Source organism: Sphingomonas ginsenosidivorax (genome assembly GCF_007995065.1).
GTDB classification, from domain to species: Bacteria; Pseudomonadota; Alphaproteobacteria; order Sphingomonadales; family Sphingomonadaceae; genus Sphingomonas; species Sphingomonas ginsenosidivorax.
In genome coordinates this window covers 3,190,672-3,214,442 of the sequence record NZ_VOQR01000001.1, presented here as the reverse complement: position 1 = coordinate 3,214,442, position 23,771 = coordinate 3,190,672, and the positions used below count along the sequence as shown (strand labels likewise).

At 60.7% G+C, this 23,771-nt stretch carries 19 protein-coding genes, 1 tRNA gene and 1 pseudogene; 16 read left to right on the top strand and 5 right to left on the bottom strand.

The genetic code is table 11. The annotated features are described in order from the left end of the window. Nucleotides 1-73: 73 nt before the first annotated feature. Both FSB78_RS14535 and FSB78_RS14530 read right to left on the bottom strand, forming a co-directional pair. Nucleotides 74-1,987, bottom strand: a complete 1,914-nt coding sequence (locus FSB78_RS14535; RefSeq protein WP_147083305.1) for a M61 family metallopeptidase — start codon at nt 1,985-1,987, stop codon at nt 74-76. Nucleotides 1,988-2,191: 204 nt separating this feature from the next. Beyond that, entirely contained in the window at nt 2,192-2,833 is a 642-nt protein-coding gene (locus FSB78_RS14530) for a DUF1345 domain-containing protein (protein ID WP_147083304.1), read from the bottom strand. A gap of 49 nt (nt 2,834-2,882) precedes the next feature. On the opposite strand from FSB78_RS14530, the gene hisS reads away from it, so the two are divergent. The 7 genes and pseudogenes from hisS (at nt 2,883) to FSB78_RS14495 (ending at nt 10,467) form a co-directional block, all read left to right on the top strand. Then, a complete protein-coding gene (gene hisS / locus FSB78_RS14525; RefSeq protein ID WP_147084238.1) occupies nt 2,883-4,127 on the top strand; it encodes a histidine--tRNA ligase in 1,245 nt (414 codons plus the stop codon). A gap of 115 nt (nt 4,128-4,242) precedes the next feature. Then, a complete protein-coding gene (gene prfA / locus FSB78_RS14520) occupies nt 4,243-5,313 on the top strand; it encodes a peptide chain release factor 1 (RefSeq protein WP_147083303.1) in 1,071 nt (356 codons plus the stop codon). A gap of 46 nt (nt 5,314-5,359) precedes the next feature. Beyond that, nucleotides 5,360-6,229, top strand: coding sequence for a peptide chain release factor N(5)-glutamine methyltransferase (gene prmC, locus FSB78_RS14515; protein WP_147083302.1), 870 nt, complete (start codon nt 5,360-5,362; stop codon nt 6,227-6,229). 243 nt (nt 6,230-6,472) lie between these two features. Next, the gene (locus tag FSB78_RS14510) at nt 6,473-7,534 is read left to right on the top strand and encodes a DUF4167 domain-containing protein (RefSeq protein WP_147083301.1); all 1,062 of its coding nucleotides are present in this window, start codon (nt 6,473-6,475) and stop codon (nt 7,532-7,534) included. Nucleotides 7,535-7,676: 142 nt separating this feature from the next. Beyond that, the gene (locus FSB78_RS14505; protein WP_147083300.1) at nt 7,677-8,105 is read left to right on the top strand and encodes a CBS domain-containing protein; all 429 of its coding nucleotides are present in this window, start codon (nt 7,677-7,679) and stop codon (nt 8,103-8,105) included. Between the two features lie 93 nt (nt 8,106-8,198). Beyond that, nucleotides 8,199-8,291: transfer RNA gene (locus tag FSB78_RS14500), tRNA-Ser, on the top strand. Nucleotides 8,292-9,371: 1,080 nt separating this feature from the next. Further along, nucleotides 9,372-10,467: pseudogene (locus FSB78_RS14495) on the top strand (IS3 family transposase). Between the two features lie 284 nt (nt 10,468-10,751). On the opposite strand, the gene FSB78_RS14490 reads toward FSB78_RS14495, so the two are convergent. The 3 genes from FSB78_RS14490 to FSB78_RS14480 all read right to left on the bottom strand — a co-directional run bounded on the left by FSB78_RS14490 (nt 10,752) and on the right by FSB78_RS14480 (nt 14,001). Next, entirely contained in the window at nt 10,752-11,972 is a 1,221-nt protein-coding gene (locus FSB78_RS14490; protein WP_147083299.1) for a hypothetical protein, read from the bottom strand. A gap of 46 nt (nt 11,973-12,018) precedes the next feature. Then, nucleotides 12,019-12,906, bottom strand: coding sequence for a glycosyltransferase family 2 protein (locus FSB78_RS14485; protein WP_199743186.1), 888 nt, complete (start codon nt 12,904-12,906; stop codon nt 12,019-12,021). 69 nt (nt 12,907-12,975) lie between these two features. Further along, the gene (locus FSB78_RS14480; RefSeq protein WP_147083297.1) at nt 12,976-14,001 is read right to left on the bottom strand and encodes a glycosyltransferase family 4 protein; all 1,026 of its coding nucleotides are present in this window, start codon (nt 13,999-14,001) and stop codon (nt 12,976-12,978) included. A gap of 283 nt (nt 14,002-14,284) precedes the next feature. On the opposite strand from FSB78_RS14480, the gene FSB78_RS14475 reads away from it, so the two are divergent. From FSB78_RS14475 to FSB78_RS14435, 9 genes are all read left to right on the top strand, one after another. After that, nucleotides 14,285-15,277 (top strand): FAD-binding oxidoreductase, encoded by a 993-nt coding sequence (locus FSB78_RS14475; RefSeq protein WP_147083296.1) that lies wholly within the window; start codon nt 14,285-14,287, stop codon nt 15,275-15,277. 9 nt (nt 15,278-15,286) lie between these two features. Continuing rightward, nucleotides 15,287-16,057 (top strand): glucose-1-phosphate cytidylyltransferase, encoded by a 771-nt coding sequence (gene rfbF / locus FSB78_RS14470; protein ID WP_147083295.1) that lies wholly within the window; start codon nt 15,287-15,289, stop codon nt 16,055-16,057. Beyond that, complete coding sequence (gene rfbG / locus FSB78_RS14465; protein WP_147083294.1) at nt 16,051-17,187, top strand: CDP-glucose 4,6-dehydratase; 1,137 nt, start codon at nt 16,051-16,053, stop codon at nt 17,185-17,187. Before rfbF ends, rfbG begins: the two co-directional genes overlap by 7 nt. Continuing rightward, nucleotides 17,184-18,497 (top strand): lipopolysaccharide biosynthesis protein RfbH, encoded by a 1,314-nt coding sequence (gene rfbH / locus FSB78_RS14460; RefSeq protein WP_147083293.1) that lies wholly within the window; start codon nt 17,184-17,186, stop codon nt 18,495-18,497. Before rfbG ends, rfbH begins: the two co-directional genes overlap by 4 nt. A 7-nt stretch (nt 18,498-18,504) precedes the next feature. Continuing rightward, entirely contained in the window at nt 18,505-19,068 is a 564-nt protein-coding gene (gene rfbC / locus FSB78_RS14455; protein WP_147083292.1) for a dTDP-4-dehydrorhamnose 3,5-epimerase, read from the top strand. Next, nucleotides 19,065-19,952 carry an NAD-dependent epimerase/dehydratase family protein gene (locus tag FSB78_RS14450; protein WP_147083291.1) on the top strand — a complete coding sequence of 296 codons (888 nt, stop codon included), beginning with the start codon at nt 19,065-19,067 and terminating at the stop codon, nt 19,950-19,952. The genes rfbC and FSB78_RS14450 overlap by 4 nt, the downstream gene beginning before the upstream one ends. Nucleotides 19,953-19,987: 35 nt before the next feature. After that, nucleotides 19,988-21,325 carry an MATE family efflux transporter gene (locus FSB78_RS14445; RefSeq protein ID WP_158638019.1) on the top strand — a complete coding sequence of 446 codons (1,338 nt, stop codon included), beginning with the start codon at nt 19,988-19,990 and terminating at the stop codon, nt 21,323-21,325. After that, a complete protein-coding gene (locus FSB78_RS14440; RefSeq protein ID WP_158638018.1) occupies nt 21,280-22,404 on the top strand; it encodes a glycosyltransferase family 2 protein in 1,125 nt (374 codons plus the stop codon). The genes FSB78_RS14445 and FSB78_RS14440 overlap by 46 nt, the downstream gene beginning before the upstream one ends. Before the next feature lie 78 nt (nt 22,405-22,482). After that, a complete protein-coding gene (locus FSB78_RS14435; RefSeq protein WP_147083288.1) occupies nt 22,483-23,742 on the top strand; it encodes a right-handed parallel beta-helix repeat-containing protein in 1,260 nt (419 codons plus the stop codon). The last annotated feature ends 29 nt before the right edge of the window (nt 23,743-23,771 follow it).

Sequence of the window (23,771 nt, the reverse complement as noted above, 5' to 3'; positions counted from 1 at the left end):
ACGGTCCTTTGCGATGTGACGGTGCCGGCGCGCTTCCGTAGAAGCGGCCGGCACCGGTAGAATGCGGGTGGGATCAGCGCGGCATCAGCAGCTTGTCGAGCCCACCGTCACCTGTACCGACCTTCTGCAGGCGCGGATAGCGCGGGCCGTCATGGTAATCGAGCAGTATGTCCCGGAACCGGTCGTTGTTTTTTACAGTAAGCCGGATCGGCTCCTTGGCAGTCTTGGCCGCCAGGATCGCCGCCTTGATGCGATCCGGCGAATAGGCCTCGCTGTTGATCGCCTCGATCTCGGTACCGACGTCGATCCCCGCCTTGAACGCCGGGCTGTCCCAGATCGACGAGGTGACCACGCCCTCCTTGTTGATCACGAGACCGATCGAATAGCTGACATCGGTGCCGCGCGTCTTCTCGGCCTGCTTCATGTAGTTGGTGATCTCGGGCGTATAGACCAGCTTGTAGCCGTTCATCGCGAAGCCGTTGATCGGCGCGGGCTGGCCGGTCTCGGTCAGCCGGGTGTTGAGGAACGTCGCCCAGTCATAGGGCACGATCCCGTTGAGCGTCGCGGCGACGTCCTGAAACGTATAGGTCAGCTCGCCATAGTCGCCGTCGCGCACGCCGAAGAACGCCTTGGCGAAGTCGTCGATCGACTTGGTCCCGCTCGACTTCTGGCGGAGCATCGCATCGACCTCCATCCAGACCATCAGCCCTTCGTTGTAGTAATCCTCGCTGCGCTGCCAGCTGGTCCAGCCCTTGGGCTTGCGCGCCGAGATCACCGGATCGTTGGTGGTGTCGAGCAGGTTGCGCCACTGGCGCCCCTTGGCGGTGTCGTAGATGCCGAGGATCGACGCATAGCCGTCGAGTGTGTCCTGCTTGCTGACCAGGCCCGAGCGCGCCTGCAGCACATAGCCCCAGAACTGCGTCTGGCCCTCATAGACCCACAACAGCGAATCGCGCATCGGCGTGCGGAAATCGGGGGTCCATAGGTCGGCGCCGCGGCGGAACTTGCCGTCCCAGCTGTGCGTGAACTCGTGCGGCAGCAGGTTGCGGGCCGCGGCGCCGGTCTCCCATTCGGTGAAATAGCCCGGGCGCACGCCGTTCTCGGAACTGCGATGATGCTCCAGCCCGATCCCGCCGAGCTGGTCGGTGATCGACAGCAGGAACTCGTAATGGTCGTAATGCTGCGCGCCGAACGTCTTGACGGCCTGGTCGACGAGGCGCTTGTGCGCGTCGATCTGCTCGGGCTTGGCGGCGAGCTGGTCCATGCTGTCGGCAAAGACGTTGAGGTCGACCTTGGGGCTCAAGGGCCAGACCTTGCCGTACCTGCCCGCCAGCGTCGGCGAATCGACCAGGATCTCGTAGTTGGTGGTGTCGTAGCTGTAGACCGACCCTGCGACCTTCGCCGGCACCGCGCCCGCCGCGGTCCAGCCGGCCGGATAGGTGACGGTCATCTTGATCGGGATCTGCCGCGTGAAATAGCCCGCGGGGTACAGGCTGACGAGGTTCGGCTCGAGGCTGATCATCGTCGGCGTCATCACGACGCGGCCCTGGTCGGGCTTGGTCGCGGAGATGAACTGGAACTCGGCGACGAGCGTCTTCGCACCCGCCGGCACGTCGACATGGAAGGCGAAGACGTCGACCGTATCGCGCGTCCAGGGGACGATCTTGCCGTTCGCGCGGATCACCAGGCCCGCCAGCTTCTCGATCTCGCCGCGTGGGGAATGCGCGCCGGGCAACCACTTCGGATAGAGCAAGGCCATCGGCCCTGCCTTCGCGACCGGGATCGTCTGCTTGACCCGGAAGATGCCGCGCTCGGTATCGGTCGCATCGACGTCGAGCAGCAGCGTGCCCGGATAGGGCGTGTCGACCGCGGCAGGGATCGTGTCGACGAACGGCACCGGCTGCGGCGCGGTGTTGCCGGCGGGCACCTGGGCGAGGACGGGAGCGGCAGACGCGAGCAGCGTCGCGGTGAGGAGCGTTCGGATCAAGGACGGGACTTTCGGCAGAGAGACGATGGCAAGATGTAAGCGCGCGAAAGGGCAGGCGTCCAGTCCTATGCACGGCACGCTTCGTCTGCGCCCGTCATGCTGAACTCGTTTCAGCATCCACCCCGCCACCAGGCGCAGCGCTTGTGGATCGGTGGACCCTGAAACGAGTTCAGGGTGACGGCGGGTGTTGTGGGAAGTACGGCGTCACCCACCCCCCAGCACGTTGATCGTGAACGCGATCACGCCCAGGTTGAACACGAACGCCGCCAGGCTCTGCCCCGTCACCACGCGGCGCACATAGGCGGATGTGATCTGCACGTCGGAGGTCTGGAACGTCATCCCCAGCGTGAAGCTGAAATACAGGAAGTCCCAATAATCGGGCTCGTCGCACTTGGGGATCTCGATCCCGCCGCGATCCTCACCCTTCCCGTCGCCCAGATAATAGAAATGCGCGTAATGCAGCGCGTACACGGTGTTCGAGAACAGCCACGCCAGCGCCAGCGTCGCGATCACCAGCACGGTGGACAGCGTGTCGTTCTTGCCCTGCACCTCCTTCGCCACCGCGACCAGCACGACGATGCTGACGGTCACGCTCAGCGCCAGCAGCAGCGCGCGGTTGGCGTCGTTCGCCGCCGCCGCCTTGCGCATCCCGTCCGCCTCGCTGCGCAGCAACGTCGACACCGCGATCAGGAACACCAGCGCCGCGACGTCGAACGCGACCATCGTCCCGCGACCGACCCCAATGGAAGGAATCGCGATGCCCAGCCCGGCGAGCATCACCAGCACGAACAGCACGAAGCGCGGCGGCGCGATGCGCTGGCCGAGGGATTGATACAGGCCTGCCATGGGCGGGTGCTAGCGCTTCCCGATGGCGACGCCTAGATACGCGGCCGACATGGCAAGAACAGAAACACCGCGCCGCATCCGCGGCACCCAGGACATCTTCGGCGACGACCAGCGCCGCTTCGGGCACGTCCTCGCGACGTTCGAACGCGTCCGCGCGCTCTATTGCTTCCAGCGGATCGACATCCCGGTGTTCGAATCGACCGCGGTGTTCGCGCGCTCGCTCGGCGAGACCACCGACGTGGTTTCGAAGGAGATGTACAGTTTCGAGGATCGCGGCGGCGATTCGCTGACGCTGCGCCCCGAATTCACCGCTGGCATCGCGCGCGCCTATCTGACCGAGGGCTGGCAGCAATTTGCGCCGCTGAAACTCACCACCAGCGGCCCGGTGTTCCGCTACGAACGGCCCCAGAAGGGCCGGTTCCGCCAGTTCCACCAGATCGACGCCGAGGTGATCGGCGCGCCCGAACCCGCCGCCGATGTCGAGCTGCTCGTGCTCGCCGACCAGCTGCTGCGCGAACTCGGCATTTCGGACGGCGTCACGCTCCAGCTCAACACGCTGGGCGACGCCGAGACGCGCGACGCCTGGCGCGCGGCGCTGGTCGCGCATTTCGAGGCGCACCGCGGCGAACTGTCCGAGGACAGCCTGACCCGGCTCGAGAAGAACCCGATGCGCATCCTCGATTCGAAGGACCTGCGCGACCGTCCGATCGCCGACAGCGCGCCCGACATCGACGCCTATCTGACGCTCGAGGCCCGCGCCTTCTTCGACTCGGTGACCGCCGGGCTCGACGCGGCCGGTGTCGCCTGGGAACGCAACGCGCGCCTCGTCCGCGGGCTCGATTACTACCGCCACACCGCGTTCGAGTTCGTCACCGACCGGCTGGGCGCACAGGGCACGGTGCTCGCCGGCGGCCGCTACGACGGGCTGATCGGCTCGCTCGGCGGGCCCGAGACGGCCGGCGTGGGCTGGGCGGCCGGCGTCGAGCGGCTGGCGATGCTGCTCGAAGAACCACAATTGGCGGGGATCGACGCGGTCGTCGTGCCGATGGGCGCCGACGCGGAGGCGCGCGCGACCGGCATCGTCGCCGACCTGCGCCGCGCAGGCGTGGCGGTCGAAATGGCGTACAAGGGCAAGATGAAGGCACGGATGGCCAAGGCCGATGCGCTGGGTGCGCGCTTCGCGATCATCCTCGGCGACGACGAGCTCGCCAAGGGGGCGGCGGCGGTCAAGGCGCTCGACACCGGCACGCAGACCGAAGTCGCGTTCGCCGATCTGGCGGCAGCGCTGCGATGAGCCTCGCTGCCCGTCATCCCAGCGAAGGCTGGGATCTCCCCGTTGGTAACCGCAGCACCTGCCCCGCAAAGACCCCAGCCTTCGCTGGGGTGACGACCGGGGAGGGCGAGTGCGCATGAAGATCTCCCCAGACCGGATTCGCGCGATCGAAGCGCGGCGCGACGAGCTACAGGCGCAGATGGCGACCGGCGATCTCCCCTCCGACCGCTTCGTCGCGGTGTCGAAGGAGTACGCGGAGCTCGAACCCGTAGCGCAAGCCGCGAGCGAAGTCCGCCGCCTCCGCGCGGAGGCGGACAGCCTCGCCTTCATGGCCGAGGATGCCGACGACGAGCTGCGCGCGATGGCCGCCGAGGAACTCCATTCCAACGGCCAGCTGCTCGAAGCCGCCGACCGGAAACTCGCGCTCGCGCTTCTCCCCCGCGACGCCGCCGACGAACGCTCGGCGATGCTCGAGGTCCGCGCCGGCACCGGCGGCGACGAGGCGGCGCTGTTCGCGGGCGACCTGTTCCGCATGTACCAGCGCTATGCCGAATCGCAGGGCTGGCGCGTCGAGATGATCTCGGGCTCCTCGTCCGACGCAGGCGGCTTCAAGGAAGTCGTCGCCAGCGTCACGGGGCAGGGGGTTTTCGCCAAACTCAAGTTCGAGTCCGGCGTCCACCGCGTCCAGCGCGTCCCCGCCACCGAAGCCGGCGGCCGCATCCACACGTCTGCCGCCACCGTCGCGGTGCTGCCCGAGGCGGAGGAGGTCGACGTCAAGATCGACGACAAGGACCTCCGCATCGACGTCTATCGCTCGTCGGGCCCCGGCGGCCAGTCGGTCAACACGACCGACAGCGCGGTCCGCATCGTCCACATCCCGACCGGCCTCACCGTCATCCAGCAGGACGAGAAGTCGCAGCACAAGAACAAGGCCAAGGCGCTCCGCGTGCTGCGCACCCGGCTCTACGAGCAGGAACGCGACCGCCTTCACGCCGAGCGGGCTGGTGCGCGCAAATCGATGGTCGGCTCGGGCGACCGCTCCGAACGCATCCGCACGTACAATTTCCCGCAAGGCCGCGTCACCGACCACCGCATCAACCTGACGCTGCACAGGCTCCCGGAGATCGTCGCCGGCGACATGGGCGAACTCCTCGGCGCGCTCAGCGCCCAGGACGAAGCCGACCGCCTGGCCCAGCTCGATGGCTGAGTCCCCTGATGGCCCCTCCCGCCTGCGGGAGGGGTTGGGGGAGGGCATGTCCGCGAACGACGCGCCCAATGTGACAGGCCCTCCCCCAACCCCTCCCGCAAGCGGGAGGGGAGTAGCAGCAGCCCTCACCACCGCCGCCGCCCGCTTCGCCTTCTCCCCCACCGCCCGCCTCGACGCCGAGCTCCTCATGGCGCACGCGCTCGGCACCAGCCGCAGTGCGATCCTGATCGACCCCGACCGCTTCACCGTCCCCGAAACCTTCGCCGCATTCGTCGACCGCCGCGCGCGCCACGAACCCGTCGCCTACATCACCGGCACCCGCGGCTTCTGGTCGATCGACCTCGCGGTCGGCCCCGGCGCGCTCGTCCCCCGCGCCGACAGCGAGACGCTGCTCGTCGCGGCCCAGGCGCATTTCGGCAAGCGCGAGCCCGCCACCATCCTCGACCTCGGCACCGGCCCCGGCACGCTTCTCCTCGCCGCGCTCACCGAATGGCCCGCGCGCGGCCTGGGCGTCGATGTCTCTCCCGATGCGCTCGCATACGCCCAGATCAACGCCGCCACGCTCGGCATGGCGGACCGCGCCCGGTTCCTCCGCAGCGATTGGGCCAAAGCGATCAACGGCCGCTTCGACCTCGTCCTCGCCAATCCCCCCTATATCGGCACGCACGAGCCGCTCCCCGCCGAAGTCCGCGACCACGAACCGCACGGCGCGCTCTACGCCGGCGAGGACGGCCTCGCCGACTACCGCCTTCTCGCGGAGCAACTGCCCCGCCTGATCGCGCCCGGCGGCGTCGCCGTCGTCGAGATCGGCGCGACGCAAGCCCCTGCCGTCGCCGCGCTGTTCGAGAGCAACGGGCTGTCGACTGCGCTCCATCACGACCTTGGCGGGAATCCGCGTGCGATCACCGCCACTTGAACAATCGACGTTGGACTCCACATTTCGCTTGTGGGACGGGCATGCCGCCCGCTATCAAGCGGGCAGGGGCACGCAACATCGACATTTTGTTGATTGAGAGCGTCGGCTCGCATCCTTCACCATGTCGTTCGACTACAGCATGGCAGGTCCGACGCCCCTTTGGGGCGCGGCATGGGTTCGCATCGCGGCGAGACCCGAATTTGGTTTGAGGACCGAAGTTTTCTTGAGCACAGGAACACCAGCTTGATCAACAACCGGCAAGCCGGCCGCCGTCGCGGTCGTGGCAACAATAATGGCGGCGGCAATGGCGGCGGCGGCGGTGGCCCGCGCCAGGGTGGCGGCGGTGGCGGCCAGCGCGATACCGGCAACCGGATCGACAGCCGTGCGCGCGGCAACGCGACGCAGTTGTACGAGAAGTACAAGAACCTCGCGCGCGACGCGCAGATGCAGGGCGACCGCGTCAACATCGAATATTACCTGCAGTTCGCGGACCATTATTTCCGCGTGCTGAGCGAGCAGCGCACCCGCCTCGAGGAGAGCCAGCCGCAGCACGCGCCGCGCCCGCGCATCCAGCAGCCCTTCGACATCAACGGCGACGACGATTACGCCGACGAGGGCGAACCGATCCGCGCCGGCGAGCAGCAGGGCGACGGGCAGTCGGGCCAGGCCAATGGCCAGTCGCAGAATGGCGGCCAGCGCCAGGACCGCGACGATCGCCCGCGCTACGACTCGCAACGCAGCGACAATCGCCAGCGCGACGGGCAGCGCGATGGCCAGCGCGAAGATCGCCCGCGCGGTGACCGCAACGACCAGCGCCAGGGCCGCGACGACCGCGGCGCGCGTGACGACCAGCCGCGCAACGAGGCGCGCGACGATCAGCAGCGCGGTACGGCAGCCGAGCCGCAGCAGCGCGAGCCGCGCGGCGAGTATCGCGACGCGCCGGCGCGCACGCCCCGCGCGCCGCGGACGCTCGCACCCGTCCAGGCCGACGACGCCGCCGAGCAGCCGACACTGCCGATGCCGGTCGCGACGCCCGTGAGCGACCAGGGCGAGACGCCCGACGTCGCCGCCGCAGCGACCGAGGACAAGCCGCGTCGCCGCGGTCGTCCGCCGCGCGATCGCAGCGCGGAGGAGGCACCCGCTGCACCTGCAGCCGCCGCTACCGCCGACGCCGACCGCCTGCCGCCGTCGCTCGGCATCTCCGCCGCAGCGGCGCCTGCTCCCGCCGCCACGGACGGCGAGGGCGAGGAAAAGCCCCGCCGCCGCCGCATCCGTACCGCGGCGAGCGAAGTCCAGGCCGGCTGATCGGGCAGGCCCGACGCCGAGAACAGGCCGGTACCGCATCATCGCGGTGCCGGCCTTTTTTCTGGGGTCTTCCCATGATCGTCCAAACATGGTTCCCTGCGGTCCCCGGCGCGACAGACGCCGGCCAGAGCGGAGAGCGGACATGACGATCGCAGCGATCCTGCAGACCAAGAGCGACGCGATCTGGTCGCTCGCCCCCGACGATACGCTGGCACAGGCGGTGGCGCTGCTCGCCGAACGCCGCATCGGTGCCGCCCCCGTGGTCGAGGACGGCCGCGTGATCGGCATCTTTTCCGAACGCGACGTCATCCACCGCCTCGGCGCCGACGGCGCCGCCGCGCTCGACCTGCGCGTCCGCGACGCAATGACCGCCCCGGTCCGCGCGGTCGGCGCCAACGAACCCGTGATCGGCGCGCTGTCGCTCATGACGCAACAGCGGATACGACATCTCCCCATCCTGGATGGCGATACCCTCATCGGTTTCGTGTCGATCGGCGACCTCGTCAAATACCGCATCGACCGGATCGAAGCCGACGCAGCGGCAATGCGCGACTATATCCAGTCGGCCTGAGGCGCATGGCGGTCGCGACGCGGCCGACAGCGAATGCGTTTCACGTTGACGCTACCCCGGCGACGCCGTAGGGAAACGGCCGCTGCCAGGCCTGGAGACGTGGGTGAGTGGCTGAAACCAGCGGTTTGCTAAACCGCCGTACCGGGTTTACTGGTACCGAGGGTTCGAATCCCTCCGTCTCCGCCAGCCGGCAGCTAGGTCGTTGATGCGGTTCAAACGCTTGTAAATCTCCCACTTTATTTAGTAGTTTGCTGCGGTGAGTGCTACAAAATCGAAAGCGAACCCGACGCTGCAAAGGGTTACAAAGAATTTACATAAGCGGGGCAACAGCTACGAGTTCCGCAAAGTCATTCCGCGCTGTGTCCGGGGAAGGGAAGTCTATTGGAAATGCTTCGGGGATGTATCGCTTCGCGAGGCGAAGCATGGCGCCGCGGAGTGTCGCAGTTGCGAACGGAAGATCGCCGAAGCGGCGAACAAATCCGATACGACGGCGCGTCTGGCCTCATTCAAACCCGCGGTCATATTCCTGACCGTGGCGAAATCGACCGGGCGGTTCGAGGGTGGGTCCTTGATCGGCAGCAGTCGTGGCCGAGTTGGACCGGGACGCTATGCGGGAGCGTTTGCGCGATCTCGCTCTTTTTGCGGAAGTGACCCCGGCGCATATGCGAAGATTGGCGCGACTCGCTTCTGGGCGTAGGATGGACCGCAGAGCACATCGCGGCGAGCCATCAATGGGTGCTGCCGCCGGACGGACCGCTGGCTGACTATCTCCATGATCTGCCGATGCAACCGAGCGACGTGCGCGACACCTTCGCGATATCGGAGCCATACGGTGCGATCTGGGTTTTCAATTACGCAGGACGATTGCCGAAGTCGTGCCGCAATTTGAACGATGCTACGAAATTTGAGCACTAAATCTCGACGTAAATTCAATCCCCCCCCAATGGACTATACCAATTGTGTAGATTGAAATGATGTAATAAGGAAAACTTATGCCAGAAAGTTGCTTTTTTGCTAACAATGTATGATTGAGGTCACGCGAGAAGCTGTAGCATACGGCATAATAACTGTTCTCGTAGCGGCTGCGATACCTTTCCTTATCAAGATGAGGATTAGGCGAAATCGTGAGCGGCTTCGTCGGCGTGGCATTAAACGGTATGGGCACTGACCGACTTATTTGGTTGTGTGCCTTTGCGTAGCGGATTTGACATGCTTCCGTGAACTTCACCAGTTTGAGCTAGAGTCCGACATACTGAGGAGGCGGACGTGAAGAAGGCTAGGTTCAGCGAGGAGCAGACGATCGCGATGCTGCGTGAGCAGGAGGGCGGGATGAAGACCGCCGATGTGTGTCGGAAACGTGGGATCAGCGGGGCGACGTTGTATGCGTGGAAGGCGAAGTACGGCGGCATGGACGTGTGTCAGGCGCACAATCTGAAGGTACTCGAGTAGGAGAGCGGCCTGCTGAAGCGGTTGTTGGCCGACGCCATGCTCGACGATGCGGTACGGAAGGAAGTTGCGGCAAAAAATTGGTGACGCCCGCCGCTCAGCGGAAGGCTGTCGAGCATGCTCTACAGCTGTTTGGCATCAGCGAACGTTGGGTATGTACCGTCTTCGGCGTGGACAGGACTTCGGCGCGCTACGCCCCCGGCGTAGTGATGATGGCGACCTGCGGTCGCGGCCGCGTGTCGGCGCTTCGGCTACGGGCGGCTGGAGGATCATGCTGGCCCGCGGAGGGCTGTTCATGAACCACAAGGAACTGCTGCGGTTATAGCGCGAGGAGAACTTTCGGGTCAGGCGTGGACGTGGCCGCCAGCGAGTCATGGGTACGCGAGCGCCGATGACGCTGCCGTAGGGGCGGAACCAGCGCTGGCGCCTCGACTTTGTAAGCGAGACACGCTGATCAGGGGTCGACGACTTTACGCGCGAGTGCCTGGCGCTGGTCGCCGACACCTCGCTGTCAGCCGTGCGTGCCGCTAGTGAGCTGGACACCATCATCGTCGTCAGAGGCGTACCGCCGCTGACGATCGTGAGCGACAACGGCATCGAGTTGACCAGCTTGGCGATTTTGAGATGGACGCAGAAGTGGCCTGTCGAGCGGCACTACATCGCGCCGGGCAAGCCGCAGCAGAACGGCTACGTCGAGAGCTTCAACGGTCGTCTGCGTAACGGATGCCTCAACAAGGCGCTTTTCGTGTCGCTCGGCCATACCCGTTCGATGCCGCGGCTCTGGCCCTACGACCACAACCATGTGCGCCAGCATAGTCGTGTTGGCAGGCTGACGCCCGCCGATGCTACCAAGCAGGTTAGACAGCGCCGCCCCGAGCGGCACCATACCGCCCCGGACTCCAGTTATGACTGGTAAAGCCTTGGAGAGCACGTCACGATCCGTGACTTCGAATCGATGTCGGCACAACGTCGAACGCGCTCAGGCAACAGAAATACCGGAACCAACAACAAATGGGTTTTCATCCATGAACGTGCAGAGATCCCCAGCTTTTCGAAAATAAGTCGCCGAACAAAATTCGGCGAATTAATCTTGCGCGTTACCGAATCGTGGCAATTTCATGAGCCCTACGAATGATGGGAGGAATCAAAACATTTGATCATGAATAACATCTTATGAGCGCAATCCGATCCTGTCAGTGCCTAAGCACGAAAGATCGTCTGACGTAAGGGAAAAGGTTGGGATGGTGCGCTACGCATGAAAGTGAGTATTATAAGCAACGCCCCCCCAATAATTACATGCTCGATTAAATAATTTCCCGCGCCGGATGCTAAAAGATTATTACCCGAAAGATAGACGCTGACCACAAAATAAAAAACATTTGGGCGTATTATCAACTTTCCGAGGCAAATCCCCAGTAATAAGCCACAAATATACTGTACAGCTGGAAATATTAGGAATGCCCACCAGCCGAAATCGGCAAAATATATGCCAATACCGAAAGACGGGGAGCCTTGGTCAAGTAGGAACCATTGCGGAAAGTACTGAGCTGCAAGTCTAAATTCGCCAAATGCTTTAGGTTTGTTCGGCCATATCGCACGCGGAACTTTGGGTACCCACTGCATTTCCATTGTTAGCTTTCCGCCGTATGAGCCGAAAGTATCGCTATCGACGACTAAAGATCCATTCCGATTATAATCAGAGTATTCCGAGATCGAGACGAATATGTTGTCGATATCACCCCGAAAGTTAAGGGCAAATACGTAGAGACCAAGAGCGCCTATAATAGCGAAATAAATTGACGATCGACTAAGAGAGTATTTAAGGCCATGTAGATAAACGCAAGATATAATAAATATCGAAGCAAGAATAACAAACTGGCCCTTGCTGCCCTTAAGTAGAATAAGTGTAACCATTACCACATAAAATAAAAGTGCGCCTCGTCGGTTGGAAATCTGGAAAACGATGTAGGCGCAGAACGTCAGTAGAGACGAGCCAAATGTGTAGAGCCCATATCCAGTACGAGTCAGCTCATAAATTCGTCGCGGTTCAAAAACATAAGCGCGAAACTCTATAAGAATAGGTGCATACGCGAACCATGCGGCAACCAACAGTAGCCAGGCTAGAGGCAAGTGGTTAGGCAACCCAAAGTGTCGAGGAGGGTTTGGCGGTTGCCGCGTCGCTAGCAAACCGATCACGAATGCCGCATAGCCGCAGAACGACAAAGCATTCACGATTAACATCGCCCAAGTATCGTAGGCAAACAAATGAAGAGCAAAGCCGATTGGCTCAAAGATAAACTCGATTGCCACCTTTAGCCCGGTAAAAATCGTGATGGCATTGACCACCGAGCCGACCTTGAAGCTGTAAAACAGAAACAGAGCTAGCGTCGCCGACCCGAAGATAAGAAAAATAAGAATCATGCGGCAAGCTGTCGTTCAATGCGGCAGTTCGTAATAAAGGCCATAATCATTTCCAAAAGCCGCGATGCATTGACCAGCGTCGCTTCAATGGCAGGGGGATTTGTTCTTCGGCCTGGCCAAGCTTATAGCCAGCGAGCTTGGCAGCGTTGCGCCACAAACTTGCGGGCCATAACCGAGCGCGGCGTAGCCCAAGAAACCGTAGTTCAGACACCACATAGCGCCGTCCTTCGCCTCCAGTGCCCCCCAGCGTTGAGCGGATCCATGTTTCGCGCGCGTGGAAAACGCCGGTATCGAAATAGCGCTGCGCCTCCTCCTTTACGGTGTAATTATGCGAATGGCGGCACATCGCTTCGCTGGCATAGACGATCTTCCAACCCGCCATCACCATCCGCGCGGCGACGTACATATCCTCGGCAAGAATAACATTAGTGGGAAAGCCGCCCGCGGCTACCAGAGCGGTGCGTAGATAGGCCGCAAACGAGTTGGACATGAAGGCCGCTTTTAATCCGTATAGCTTAAGGTTGTTGCGATCGACGACCCGACCTTCGGCTGGATAATTAAACAACCGAGCATGTTCGGCGAAGGGATTGGCGTTTTGATGCGGCAACTGCCGTCCGCATGCAGCGCCTACGGTGCGATCGTCGAAACAGGCAACAAGCTTGGCGAGAGCTTCGGGCTCCACCAATTCCGCATCCTGCGTTAGAAAAACGAGCACATCATGATCGACGAGCAGGTCCACGACCATCTGCCGGGTGCCGCCATGATTGAAGTCGCGCTGATTGATCGGTATGAAGATATCGGCGCGTGAACGCCCCAATTCCGCGGTGCCGTCGCACGAACTCGAATCAACGATGACAAGGTCATGGTCAAGCGTCTGCACGTCCAACGACGCTAAGAGGCGCGTGAGCTCGCTGTGGCTGTTGTAGGTAGGCACGATACAGGCGATACGCATAACCTAAGGATCCAAAATACCGAGTCGCCGTTGGCATGTGGCGAGATATAATCAGTAGCCCGACGCTAGTAAGGCCCAATATTGGGCTGCGCAGGCATCCCAATCAAATGTGGCGGCTCGGCGCAACCCCGCTTGTTGAAGCGCCCCTCGTAGGATGTCGTCGGTAGCCAATCGGTTGAGTCCGCAGACGATAGCATCGAGCGAAGTCGGGTCGACTGTAAGGGCTGCATCGCCAGCAATCTCCGCCAGCGACGTTGTGTCAGACGTTATAACGGGACACCCGCACGCCATTGCCTCCACCACCGGGAGGCCGAACCCTTCGTAAAGCGACAGGAAGGCGGTCATGCGCGCGCCACGATAAGCGTCAGCGAGATCAGTGTCAGAGAGGTGGCCTAAATACCGAAGTCGGTCGCCGATACCGAGCTGAGCGGCCCGTACCGAGCTGACGCCATCGTCGACGCCGGTTAGCCACAAGCGATAGCCGCGCGCTGGTAACAACGAATGGGCGAAGGCGGTGATCAGCCCATCGATGTTCTTGTAAGAGCGCCGATTGCCAACATACAGTATGTAACGCTCAGTTCTTTTGAGCGCGGTTTCACCGTTTGAAACTGGATAAAAGGCGTTGGATACGCCATTATAAATGCGTACGACGCGATCGGCGGGAAAGTCTGTCCATGCTAATAGCTCGTCGCGAGTGTAATCCGATACGGTGAAGATGCGATCGACGTTGCGTAGCAGCGGACGGACAACAAGGTCGTAGTAAAGTCGATGCCGAAGTGAATAGTAATGCAGGTGCGTGAGGTCATGCACGGTGATTGAAATTGGTGTTTTGGCCGAGCGGACGACCGGGGGAAAAAAGCCGGGTGACCATACTGCATCAGCTTGCGTTGCGCGGATCGCGCGGGCAAAACCGATAGGCGTAAGAATGCCAGCGTTCGGTCGGTCGACGCGCATTTCGACGACGCGCACATGGGCGGGCCGTCTAGCTAGAATCTCGCGGCCCATCCGAGCGATCCCCCCCTCGCGAAGCCAGCTTGCATCGACGGCAAGGGTAAAGGTGCGGCCAGGAGCGTTCATGAAGTCTCAATTGCTAGATGGGGGCGCATATATTCCAGCATTGCGCAAATCAGTCCATAACCTTCGTGAGCGTGATATGCGCAGCACATTCCAAGCGGTTGCGGGGGGGTAACTTCTTCGGTAACGCATCGCCAAACCTGCCGATCGATTTCGATGGAAGCCTGATGAGGCAGAGCCGCACACCGGTCCGCCATGCATCTCCGTATCGGGTCGCGGCTGCCAAGGCGACAAGGGTCTCAATGCCGGATGGTCGGCGATCCAGGTTCGTATCCGGAGTGAGTATGTGAGCTTCAAGATTGCCCTAGCTAATAATCGCGCGTTGCGCAGCCTGCCCGGCCAATCAATCCTTGATGCGGCGCGGCAGCAGGGCGTTGTACTCGCGTACAGCTGTCGAACGGGGCGTTGTGGAATCTGCAAAGCGCCGCTGCTTGCAGGTGATACTGCGCTGCTGCGTTCGGAGGCTGAGAGCCTAACCCCTGACGAGGCGGCAGGCGGACTGATCCTAACATGCTGCCGCACCCCTACCAGCGACATCGTACTTGATATCGAGTCGCTCGACCGGCTTGCGGGCTTCGAGACGAAAACGGTGCCGGCCCGCATTGTTTCTATAGAGCGTCTCGCACGCGACATCGCTCGCGTCGTATTAAAGACGCCTCCCGCCTCGCCGATGCGGTTCCTGCCGGGCCAGTATGTCGACGTTATCGCGGAAGGTGTCCGCCGCAGCTATTCGCTGGCCAATGCGCCGCGCGGCGACGGCCTGCTCGAACTCCTCATCAAGCGCTACAAGGGCGGCACGCTGAGCGAATATTGGTTCGAGCGCGCCAAGGCCAACGACCTGCTGCGGATCGAGGGGCCGTTCGGGACCTTCTTCCTACGCGAGGAGGGGCCGACCAACATTGTCTTTCTGGCGACCGGTACCGGCATCGCTCCCGTCAAGGCGCTGCTCGAGGAACTGGCGGCAAACCCCGAACGGGCCGCGCTCCATCGCCTTACTGTCTTCTGGGGCAACCGCGAAGCCGAGAGCTTCTGCTGGGATCCCGTTGGATTGGGCCTCGACGTCGGCGTTCATCACTTGCTATCGGGCGCCGATGCCTATTGGAACGCCGCGCGGGGATATGTACACGATGCCGCGATCCGTCAGGGGATCGATCCCGACGACACGGTCGTCTATGCATGTGGCTCGAACGCCATGATTACATCCGCACGAGAGACTCTTTTGGCGCTCGGTCTTCCGGCCAACCGCTTTTTCTCCGACGCATTTGTCAGCTCGAACTGAGGTAGGGCAATGAAGGCAGTCATTCTGGCCGGTGGTCTCGGCACGCGTTTCGCCGAAGAGACCAGCCTGCGCCCCAAGCCGATGATCGAAATCGGCGGCCGCCCGATCCTGTGGCATATCATGAAGATCTACGCCGCACATGGCGTCACCGACTTCGTGATCTGCTGCGGGTACAAAGGCTATGTGATCAAGGAGTATTTCGCGAACTACTTCCTGCACATGTCCGACGTCACATTCGACATGAAGGCGAACGAGATGCTCGTACACGAGAAGCGCGCGGAGCCGTGGAAGGTCACGCTGATCGATACCGGCGACGATTCGATGACCGGCGGTCGCCTCAAGCGGGTCGCCGATCACGTCAAGGACGAGGAGTTCTTCTTCTTCACCTATGGCGACGGCGTTGGTAACATCGACATCACCAAGTCGATCGAATTCCATCGCAGCCATGGCAAGGCTGCAACGTTGACCGCGACCTATCCGCCGGGCCGGTTCGGCGCATTGCAGGTGAAAGACGGTAAGATCACCGAGTTCCTCGAAAAGCCGCAAGGCGATGGCGGCATGATAAATGGCGGCTATTTCGTACTGTCGCCCAAGGTGCTCGACTATCTCGAAGGCGATGCGACGATCTGGGAGCAGGAGCCCCTACGCACGCTTGCGACTGATGGCGAATTGATGGCGTACGAGCATCACGGCTTCTGGCAGCCGATGGATACGTTGCGCGACAAGCAGTATCTCGAGAGCCTGTGGGAGGGCGGCAAGGCTCCGTGGCGGATATGGTGACGCCTATCGACAACACTGCCGCGCCAATCACAAGCAAGGGCGTTGTTGACCCCGCATTTTGGACAGGCAAGCGCGTCTTCCTGACCGGTCATACTGGGTTCAAGGGCAGCTGGACGTCGCTCTGGCTGCAGAAGATGGGTGCAAAGCTGACCGGCTTTGCGCTCGCCCCTCCGACCAGTCCGGCGCTGTTCGAGGTTGCCGGCGTGGCGGCCGGCATGACGTCGATCATCGGAGACATCCGCGATCGCGAAGCGCTGGAGACCGCGCTGGTCGCGGCTGATCCAGAAATCGTAATCCATATGGCGGCGCAGCCGCTGGTGCGCGCCTCCTATGACGATCCGGTCGGCACCTATGCCACCAACGTCATGGGCACAGTCCACCTGCTCGAGGCAGTCCGCAAGGCATCGTCGATCCGTGCCGTCTGCGTGGTAACGACCGACAAATGCTATGAGAACCGCGAATGGGTTTGGGGCTACCGCGAAGACGAAGCGTTGGGCGGCTATGACCCGTACAGCAACTCGAAAGGGTGCTCCGAACTGGTGACGTCGGCCTATCGTCGGTCATTCTTCACCGGCGACGGTCAGCCCGCGCTCGCCTCGGGGCGCGCCGGCAACGTCATCGGTGGTGGCGACTGGGCAGCCGATCGCCTGATCCCGGATATCCTGCGCGCGGTCGCCGATGGCGCCCCTGTGATGATCCGCAATCCGCTTGCGACCCGGCCTTGGCAGCACGTGCTGGAGCCGGTATCGGGCTATCTCGTGCTGTGCCAGGCGTTATGGGCCGATCCTAGAGCCGCCCAAGCTTGGAACTTCGGTCCGCGCGACGAGGACGCTCAGCCGGTACAGTGGATCGTCGATCGCATGTGCGCCCGCTGGGGCGATGGCGCCGACTGGACCCTTGATGAATCGGTTCAGCCGCACGAGGCAAATTATCTTAAGCTCGACATCTCCAAAGCGCGCTTTGGGCTTGGATGGCAGCCACGCTGGTCGCTGCCGCAGGCACTTGACCGGATTGTCGCCTGGCAGCGCGCCTGGCTGTCGGGAGCCGATATGTACGCTTATTCGCTTGAAGAGCTGGAGCGCTTTGCCGGCGCCAGTAAAACCTTTTCCGCACAGGACTTGTTTCAATGAACGCTGACGAACTTCGCAAACAGATCCGCACCCTGGTCGGCCAATATGCCGAACAGCAATTCGCACCCAAGCCGTTCGTACCCGGTGAATCCGTGATCCCGCCCGCGGGCAAGGTGATCGGTGCACCAGAGATCGAGATGATGGTCGAGGCGTCGCTCGACGGCTGGCTGACCACCGGCCGCTTCAATACCGAATTCGAGGCGAAGCTCGCCAAGATGGTCGGCGCACCGTTCTTGCTGACAACGACCTCAGGCTCGTCCGCGAACCTGCTGGCGCTGTCGTGCCTGACCAGCCACAAGCTTGGTGAACGCCGCCTGAAGCCTGGGGATGAAGTCATCACCGTGGCGGCCGGCTTCCCGACCACCGTCAACCCGTCGATCCAGCATGGCCTGATCCCGGTGTTCGTTGATGTCGAAGTGCCGACGTACAACATCGACGCCAGCCTGATCGAAGCGGCAATTACCGAAAAGACGGGCGCGATCATGATCGCGCATACGCTTGGCAACCCGTTCAACCTCGCGGAAGTCCGCCGAATTTGCGACGAGCACGACTTGTGGCTGGTAGAAGATTGCTGCGATGCACTTGGCGCGACCTATAACAACAAGCTCGTTGGCACTTGGGGCGACGTCGCGACGCTCAGCTTTTACCCGGCGCACCATATGACGATGGGCGAGGGCGGTGCAGTTTTCACCCAGTCGGCTGAACTGCGCCCGCTGATCGAATCGATCCGTGACTGGGGCCGCGACTGCTATTGCGCACCCGGCTGTGATAACACCTGCGGCTCGCGCTTCGGCCAGCAGCACGGCACGTTGCCGTTCGGCTACGACCACAAGTATGTGTACTCGCACCTCGGCTACAATCTGAAGATCACCGACATGCAGGCTGCCTGCGGCCTCGCGCAGCTCGACCGCGCGGAAGGCTTTATCGCCGCGCGTCGACGCAATTTCGGTTTGCTGACTGAGCGCCTGAAGAGCCTCGAAGAGATCTTCATCATGCCCGAGGCGACGCCGAATTCGGATCCGTCGTGGTTCGGCTTCCCGCTAATGCTGCGCGACGGTGTCGATGCAAAGCGCGTCGATGTGACCCGCTTCCTCGACCAGAACAAGATTGGCACGCGCCTGCTATTCGCCGGCAACCTGACGCGGCAGCCCTATTTCCAGCACGTCAACTACCGCGTGGTTGGCGATCTCACGCAGACCGACCGGGTGATGAACAACACGTTCTGGCTCGGCCTCTACCCTGCGCTTGGCCAAGAGCATTTCGATTATGTCGGTGAGAAGCTCGAAGAATTCTTCGGACTGAATTTCTAATATTATTATGGATACTACACCAACCGACATCCCAGGTTGTTACGTCCTTCAACCAAAGGTTGTGGGCGACCTGCGCGGCTCTTTCGTTAAGACCTTTCATGACGAGCGTTTCGCGGAACTGGGCTTAAGAACTGACTGGCGGGAGGAGTATTTCTCGGTATCGGCCCGGGGGGTCGTTCGTGGCATGCACTTCCAGACTCCGCCGGCCGCTCATGCGAAGATGGTGTTCTGTCTGACCGGCGAAGTGCTTGACGTGGTTTTGGACCTGCGTCGTGGTTCGCCCGCTTTCGGGCGCCCACTTGGGTTTACGCTGAGCGCGCAGAATAGCAGAGGGCTGTATCTGCCTAGTGGATGTGCGCATGGATTCCTCTCGATCAGCGAGGCAAGTGGCATGTATTACAAGGTTACGAGCGTACATTCACCGGCGCATGACGCTGGAATCGCTTGGAACAGTATCGGGTTCGATTGGCCAATTAAGATGCCCGCCCTATCGGAGCGGGATGGTCGGCATCACAGTTTGGCGGATTTCGATACGCCATTTACGTTCGATCCCGCACAGGCTGCACGATGAGTCGTCGCGCACTTATTACGGGCGTCACAGGCTATATTGGCGGAGAGCTTGCTAAGCGGTTACTGGCCGACGGTTGGCAGGTCGATGCGATTGTGCGGCCGCAGAGCGATGTCGCGGCGTTGCCATTCGGGACTACGGTGAAACTACATACGGTAGACAGCAGGCGCGATTTAACATCGGCGGTCGCTTTTGCAAAGCCTGACATCGTGTTCCATCTTGCCTCTCTTTACCTCGCCGACCATAAGTCGGATCAAATACCAGCATTGGTGGAATCAAATATCTTGTTCCCGGCTCTTTTGGCGGAGGCTATGGCAGCCAACGGGGTCCGTCATCTCATCAACACGGGCACCGCTTGGCAGCACTTCAAAGGTGAGGAGTATCTGCCAGTAAACCTCTATGCGGCGACAAAGCAGGCTGCGGAAGATCTGCTGCTATACTATGCAGACGCACATAATCTTTCAGTCGTTACACTGAGGTTGTTTGATACCTATGGAATGGGTGATAAGCGTCGCAAGCTTATCCAAATTCTAATCGACGCCGTACGCAGTGGCTTGCCGCTCGACATGTCGCCTGGAGAGCAGGTCGTAGACATGACGCATGTTGACGATGTGATCGACGCTTTCCTGATCGCGGCCGATACGGTTTCGCGTATCGACCCTGGTACGCATGAAGCCTTTTTCGTTTCCGGTGAACGATATCAAGTTAAGAGTCTGGTGAACCTTGTTGCCGGGGTAAGCAAGCGCACATTGCAGGTAAATTTTGGCGGAAGACCGTATCGCCAGCGTGAGGTCATGACGCCAATCGCAAGCGACGGCCGCGTGTTGCCGGGTTGGCAAGCCCGACGGACTCTCGTCGACGAGATCGAGCGCCAGCTCCACTTATGAGGCACTGGATACGTGTGCTCTGGCCGGCTGGGCCAATGGCCGGTGGCGGTGCTCGGTCCGCATTGGCAACAGTCGGATTGACAGCAGCCGTTGGTTGGAGCGCGCGTATTGTTGCGGCTGCCGCGCAACTCATCGCAGTGCGGCTATTGATTCAAACGCTAAGCGCGCCAGGTTACGGGATATTTGCAGTAATTATCGGGTTGCTGAATTGGTTTGCCTTGGCTGATTTGGGATTTGGCGCCGGGTTACAAAATTTTATTTCTGCTCAGCGGGTTGCAGGTAATAGCGCGCTGCATGCAATTCGATCAACATGTATATTGCTGCTGCTACTGCTAGTTATGTTCGTGCTGCTATGGACAGGTGTATCGCACTGGGTCGGCCCGTTGCTGTTGCATGACCTGCGTCAGGTAACGGCCAGCCAGGCGGCAACAATCTTCTTGGGCTTCGCGATTGTGGCGACGGGGGCGGGGCTCGCGTCAGTTGGACTGAAAATCTGCTTTGCCGAGCATCGTGGCTACATCGCACACATGTTGACGCTCGCTAGTACCCTGACCGGCGTTGCCGCGATTCAACTGCTCCGTTTCATACCAATGGACCAGCGAATTACTTGGGCGCTGGTTCTCTATCAAGGCCCGCTCTGGTTACTACCAGCGGGGTACCTCGTTCATCACGTTTGGAAGACGCGGCGTGATCAGCCCTGGCTAAAATTTGCTGAAATTCGTGCGACGTTGCACGCGATATGGTTGTCGGCTCGTGTGTTTCTGCTGTTCGGCATTCTCGGCGCACTGGTTCTGAACATCGATTATGTGCTGCTTGCACAGGCAGTCAAGGCTGAGGATATTGCAGTCTATGCCGTATTTGCCCGTATATTTGCGTTAATATTTTTCGTATTTAGCGCGGTCACGCAAGCTTATTGGCCCGTAATGGCAGAGCTTTTTGCCAAGGGTGACCACGTGTCATTAAATTCATCGATATTCAAGTGTTTGGGATTTGGCTTAGTCGTCATAGTGGGCGGAAGTATCTTATTTTATTTTGGCATAGATATTGTTAAGTTAATTCTATTTACGAAGAACGATATTATTTTGCCGCGGCATTACATAATATTATTTGCTGTATATTGGATGATTCGTGTCTGGACCGATACATTCGCCACGGTCATTCAAAGCGGGGGCAAAACAGCGATTTTATGCGCGGCCGTTGCCGTCCAGGCGGTTGTGAATTTTATATTTAGTTATATTGGTGCGATAAAATATGGAATTACTGGGCTAATGGTGGGGACGTCCATTGCCTTTGTCGTCACTGTTGCATGGATGCTACCGCTTTACGTATGGCGTTACATGATAAATTCTCGTCAAATGGAGATAAGTTTGTGAACGTTGGCAAACATGCCGTGAGTACGCCTGCATTGTCGATTTGCGTTCCTACCTTCAATCGTGCTGATTGTTTGCCGGCATTGTTTGACTCTATTCTGGCTAACATTTCAGAATTGACGTTACCGTGGCAGGTATCCGATATTGAGATTGTCGTTACGGACAATGCATCGACCGATTGTACTGGCGAAATCATCAATTACTATTGTTCGCGTTTTGCCCGGTTCGTGTACGTTCGGCACCCGGAGAATATGGGCGCTGATCGAAACTTTCTCGCAGCGATCGCTTCCGCCTCCGGCGGCTTCTGTTGGCTAATGGGCAGTGACGACAAGATCGAGCTGGGCGCTCTTCAACGCGTCCTCGAGGCAACACGTGCATGGCATAATGCAGCTGGTTTCTCGGTTGCTATGGTGCCTTACGATGCCGATCTGCAGGTTCGTGCTCCGCTTGGTAAGGGGCAGGTGCGTTATAGTGGCGATCAGCTCGTTACTGGTGCTGACAATATCTTCCGCGATTTTGGTGTATATCTCGGCTTCATCTCCGCGCAGATCATCCGTCGCGATTTGTGGAACGCAGTCTGCGCGGGCGGCGAGCAACTCAATTTTCTTAACGCCTATGTTCATGTCTTGGTGATCGGCCGCATGATTCAGCAGGTGCCAACATGGGGCTATATCCATACGCCTTGCGTAGGCTGGCGCGGCGGTAACGACTCTTTCTCAGATGATGGCTGGGTACGGCGTCTCGAAATCGATCTGCTGGGTTACCGGGCGGTCACCCGTGCCTTGTTCGGTGAGGGGCATCCGGTCGTAGCGGATGTTCGGGATCGGCTGGCCGAAGGGCATAACTTGAGCCAGTATCGGCACGCTAAGCTCCGTGGAGAGTCTGCGACTAGCCTGCACCGTGCAGCGCAACTGCTGCGCACCCATTTGGCCTTATCGCCGGTCTATCGACGGAAAATCCTCCCCTGGATACTGACGCCGCGCTGGCTCGCGCATGGCTCATATATAGCCTATAGGCGGATTGCCCGACCATTCGTTCGGCGTGTTCGGCTGCTTGCGGAGCGTCGTCGGAGCCCGGATTGATCGGGGCGCAGGCAAGGGCGCTGGAACACAGTGGGGAACTGTGAAGCTTCATCATCTTTGACAAAGGCGTATCGCATTGTGAACCGACGTCTCTTTCTTGCTGTCGGAACCGCCACCGCCGCGCTGGCTGCGACGCAGTTGCTGCACGGACAGCGTACAGTACCGCCTGAACGTGCAGCGTCGAAGAAGGTGTCGGAGTTCGGCATCGACGGCGCCGCAATGCAGCGTGCGATTGACAGTGACGCTCGCGAGATCGTGATCGATGTTCTCGTAACGATCCTGTCGGACGTACGGCTGCGTGCGAACCAGACGCTACGCTTTGCCGGAGGTCGACTGCGCGTACCTGCCAATGCCCGCATCAAGCGAGCGGTGCTGTACGGTGAGGGGATCACGGGCGTCGCGATCATAGACGCAGCTATAGAGCGCAACGGCAGCCAGGGCGTCACGGGAATCCGGCTGCTCAACGTCGGCGATACCAGGATCAAGGGGGGGCGACTGACCCGCGCGAATCTCGCGCTGGAGAGCTACGACGGCGCCGTTGCGCGCGCCATCACCGTGTCGGGGCTTACCGTCGATCTTTCAGGCTGGCGCGACACCGCAATCTGGATCAGTGGTATCAATGGCGTGGCCTTACGCGATGTCGAATGTCTTGGCGGGATTGAAGGGGTCGGCATCTACAATGGTGCGCACGCGATCCAGCTCACAAGTGTCTCGAGTCACGATCATGTGCGTGATGGTTTCGTCATCATCGCCGGCTACGATGTGTCGCACAATGATTGCCGTGCGTATGATAATGGCCAGTCCGGCTTCACGACACAGCGCCAGACCAGCGCGCGGGACAGCCGTGACAGCCGATGGACCGGCTGCAAAGCATCGAGCAATGGCTTCGACGGTTTCGACATCCGTGGCGCCACCAGCAAGTCGTGGGGGGTCGACACCGGCTTCACGCTCGCCGACTGCCAGGCACAGGATAATCGACGTTGCGGATTTTATATCGTCATGGCGGAGGGTACGGTGCTAACCGATTGTTCGGCAACCGGTAATGACGCACAGAACCTGTTCATCGATGACAGCGACGGTGTTGTTGCGCGACGTTTTCGGTCCGTTTCTGGCGCGAAAACGGTGGAGCCAGGACCGAACAAGGCGGGTATTCTAGTGTATAACAGTCAGTCAGTACAACTGGAGCAGCCGGTATCGCGAAATGATCAAGCCGCGACTCAGGATTTTGGCGTGTCGCTGACCGGTCGCAGTGCGCGTGGAAGGCTGACAGGCGGTAGCTTGATGGGCAACACCGTCGGAACGGTCCATGCTGCGGTCAATACGTTGCGCGTTGACTGATGGAGAAAGAATTACCCGGCGGCAAGGCT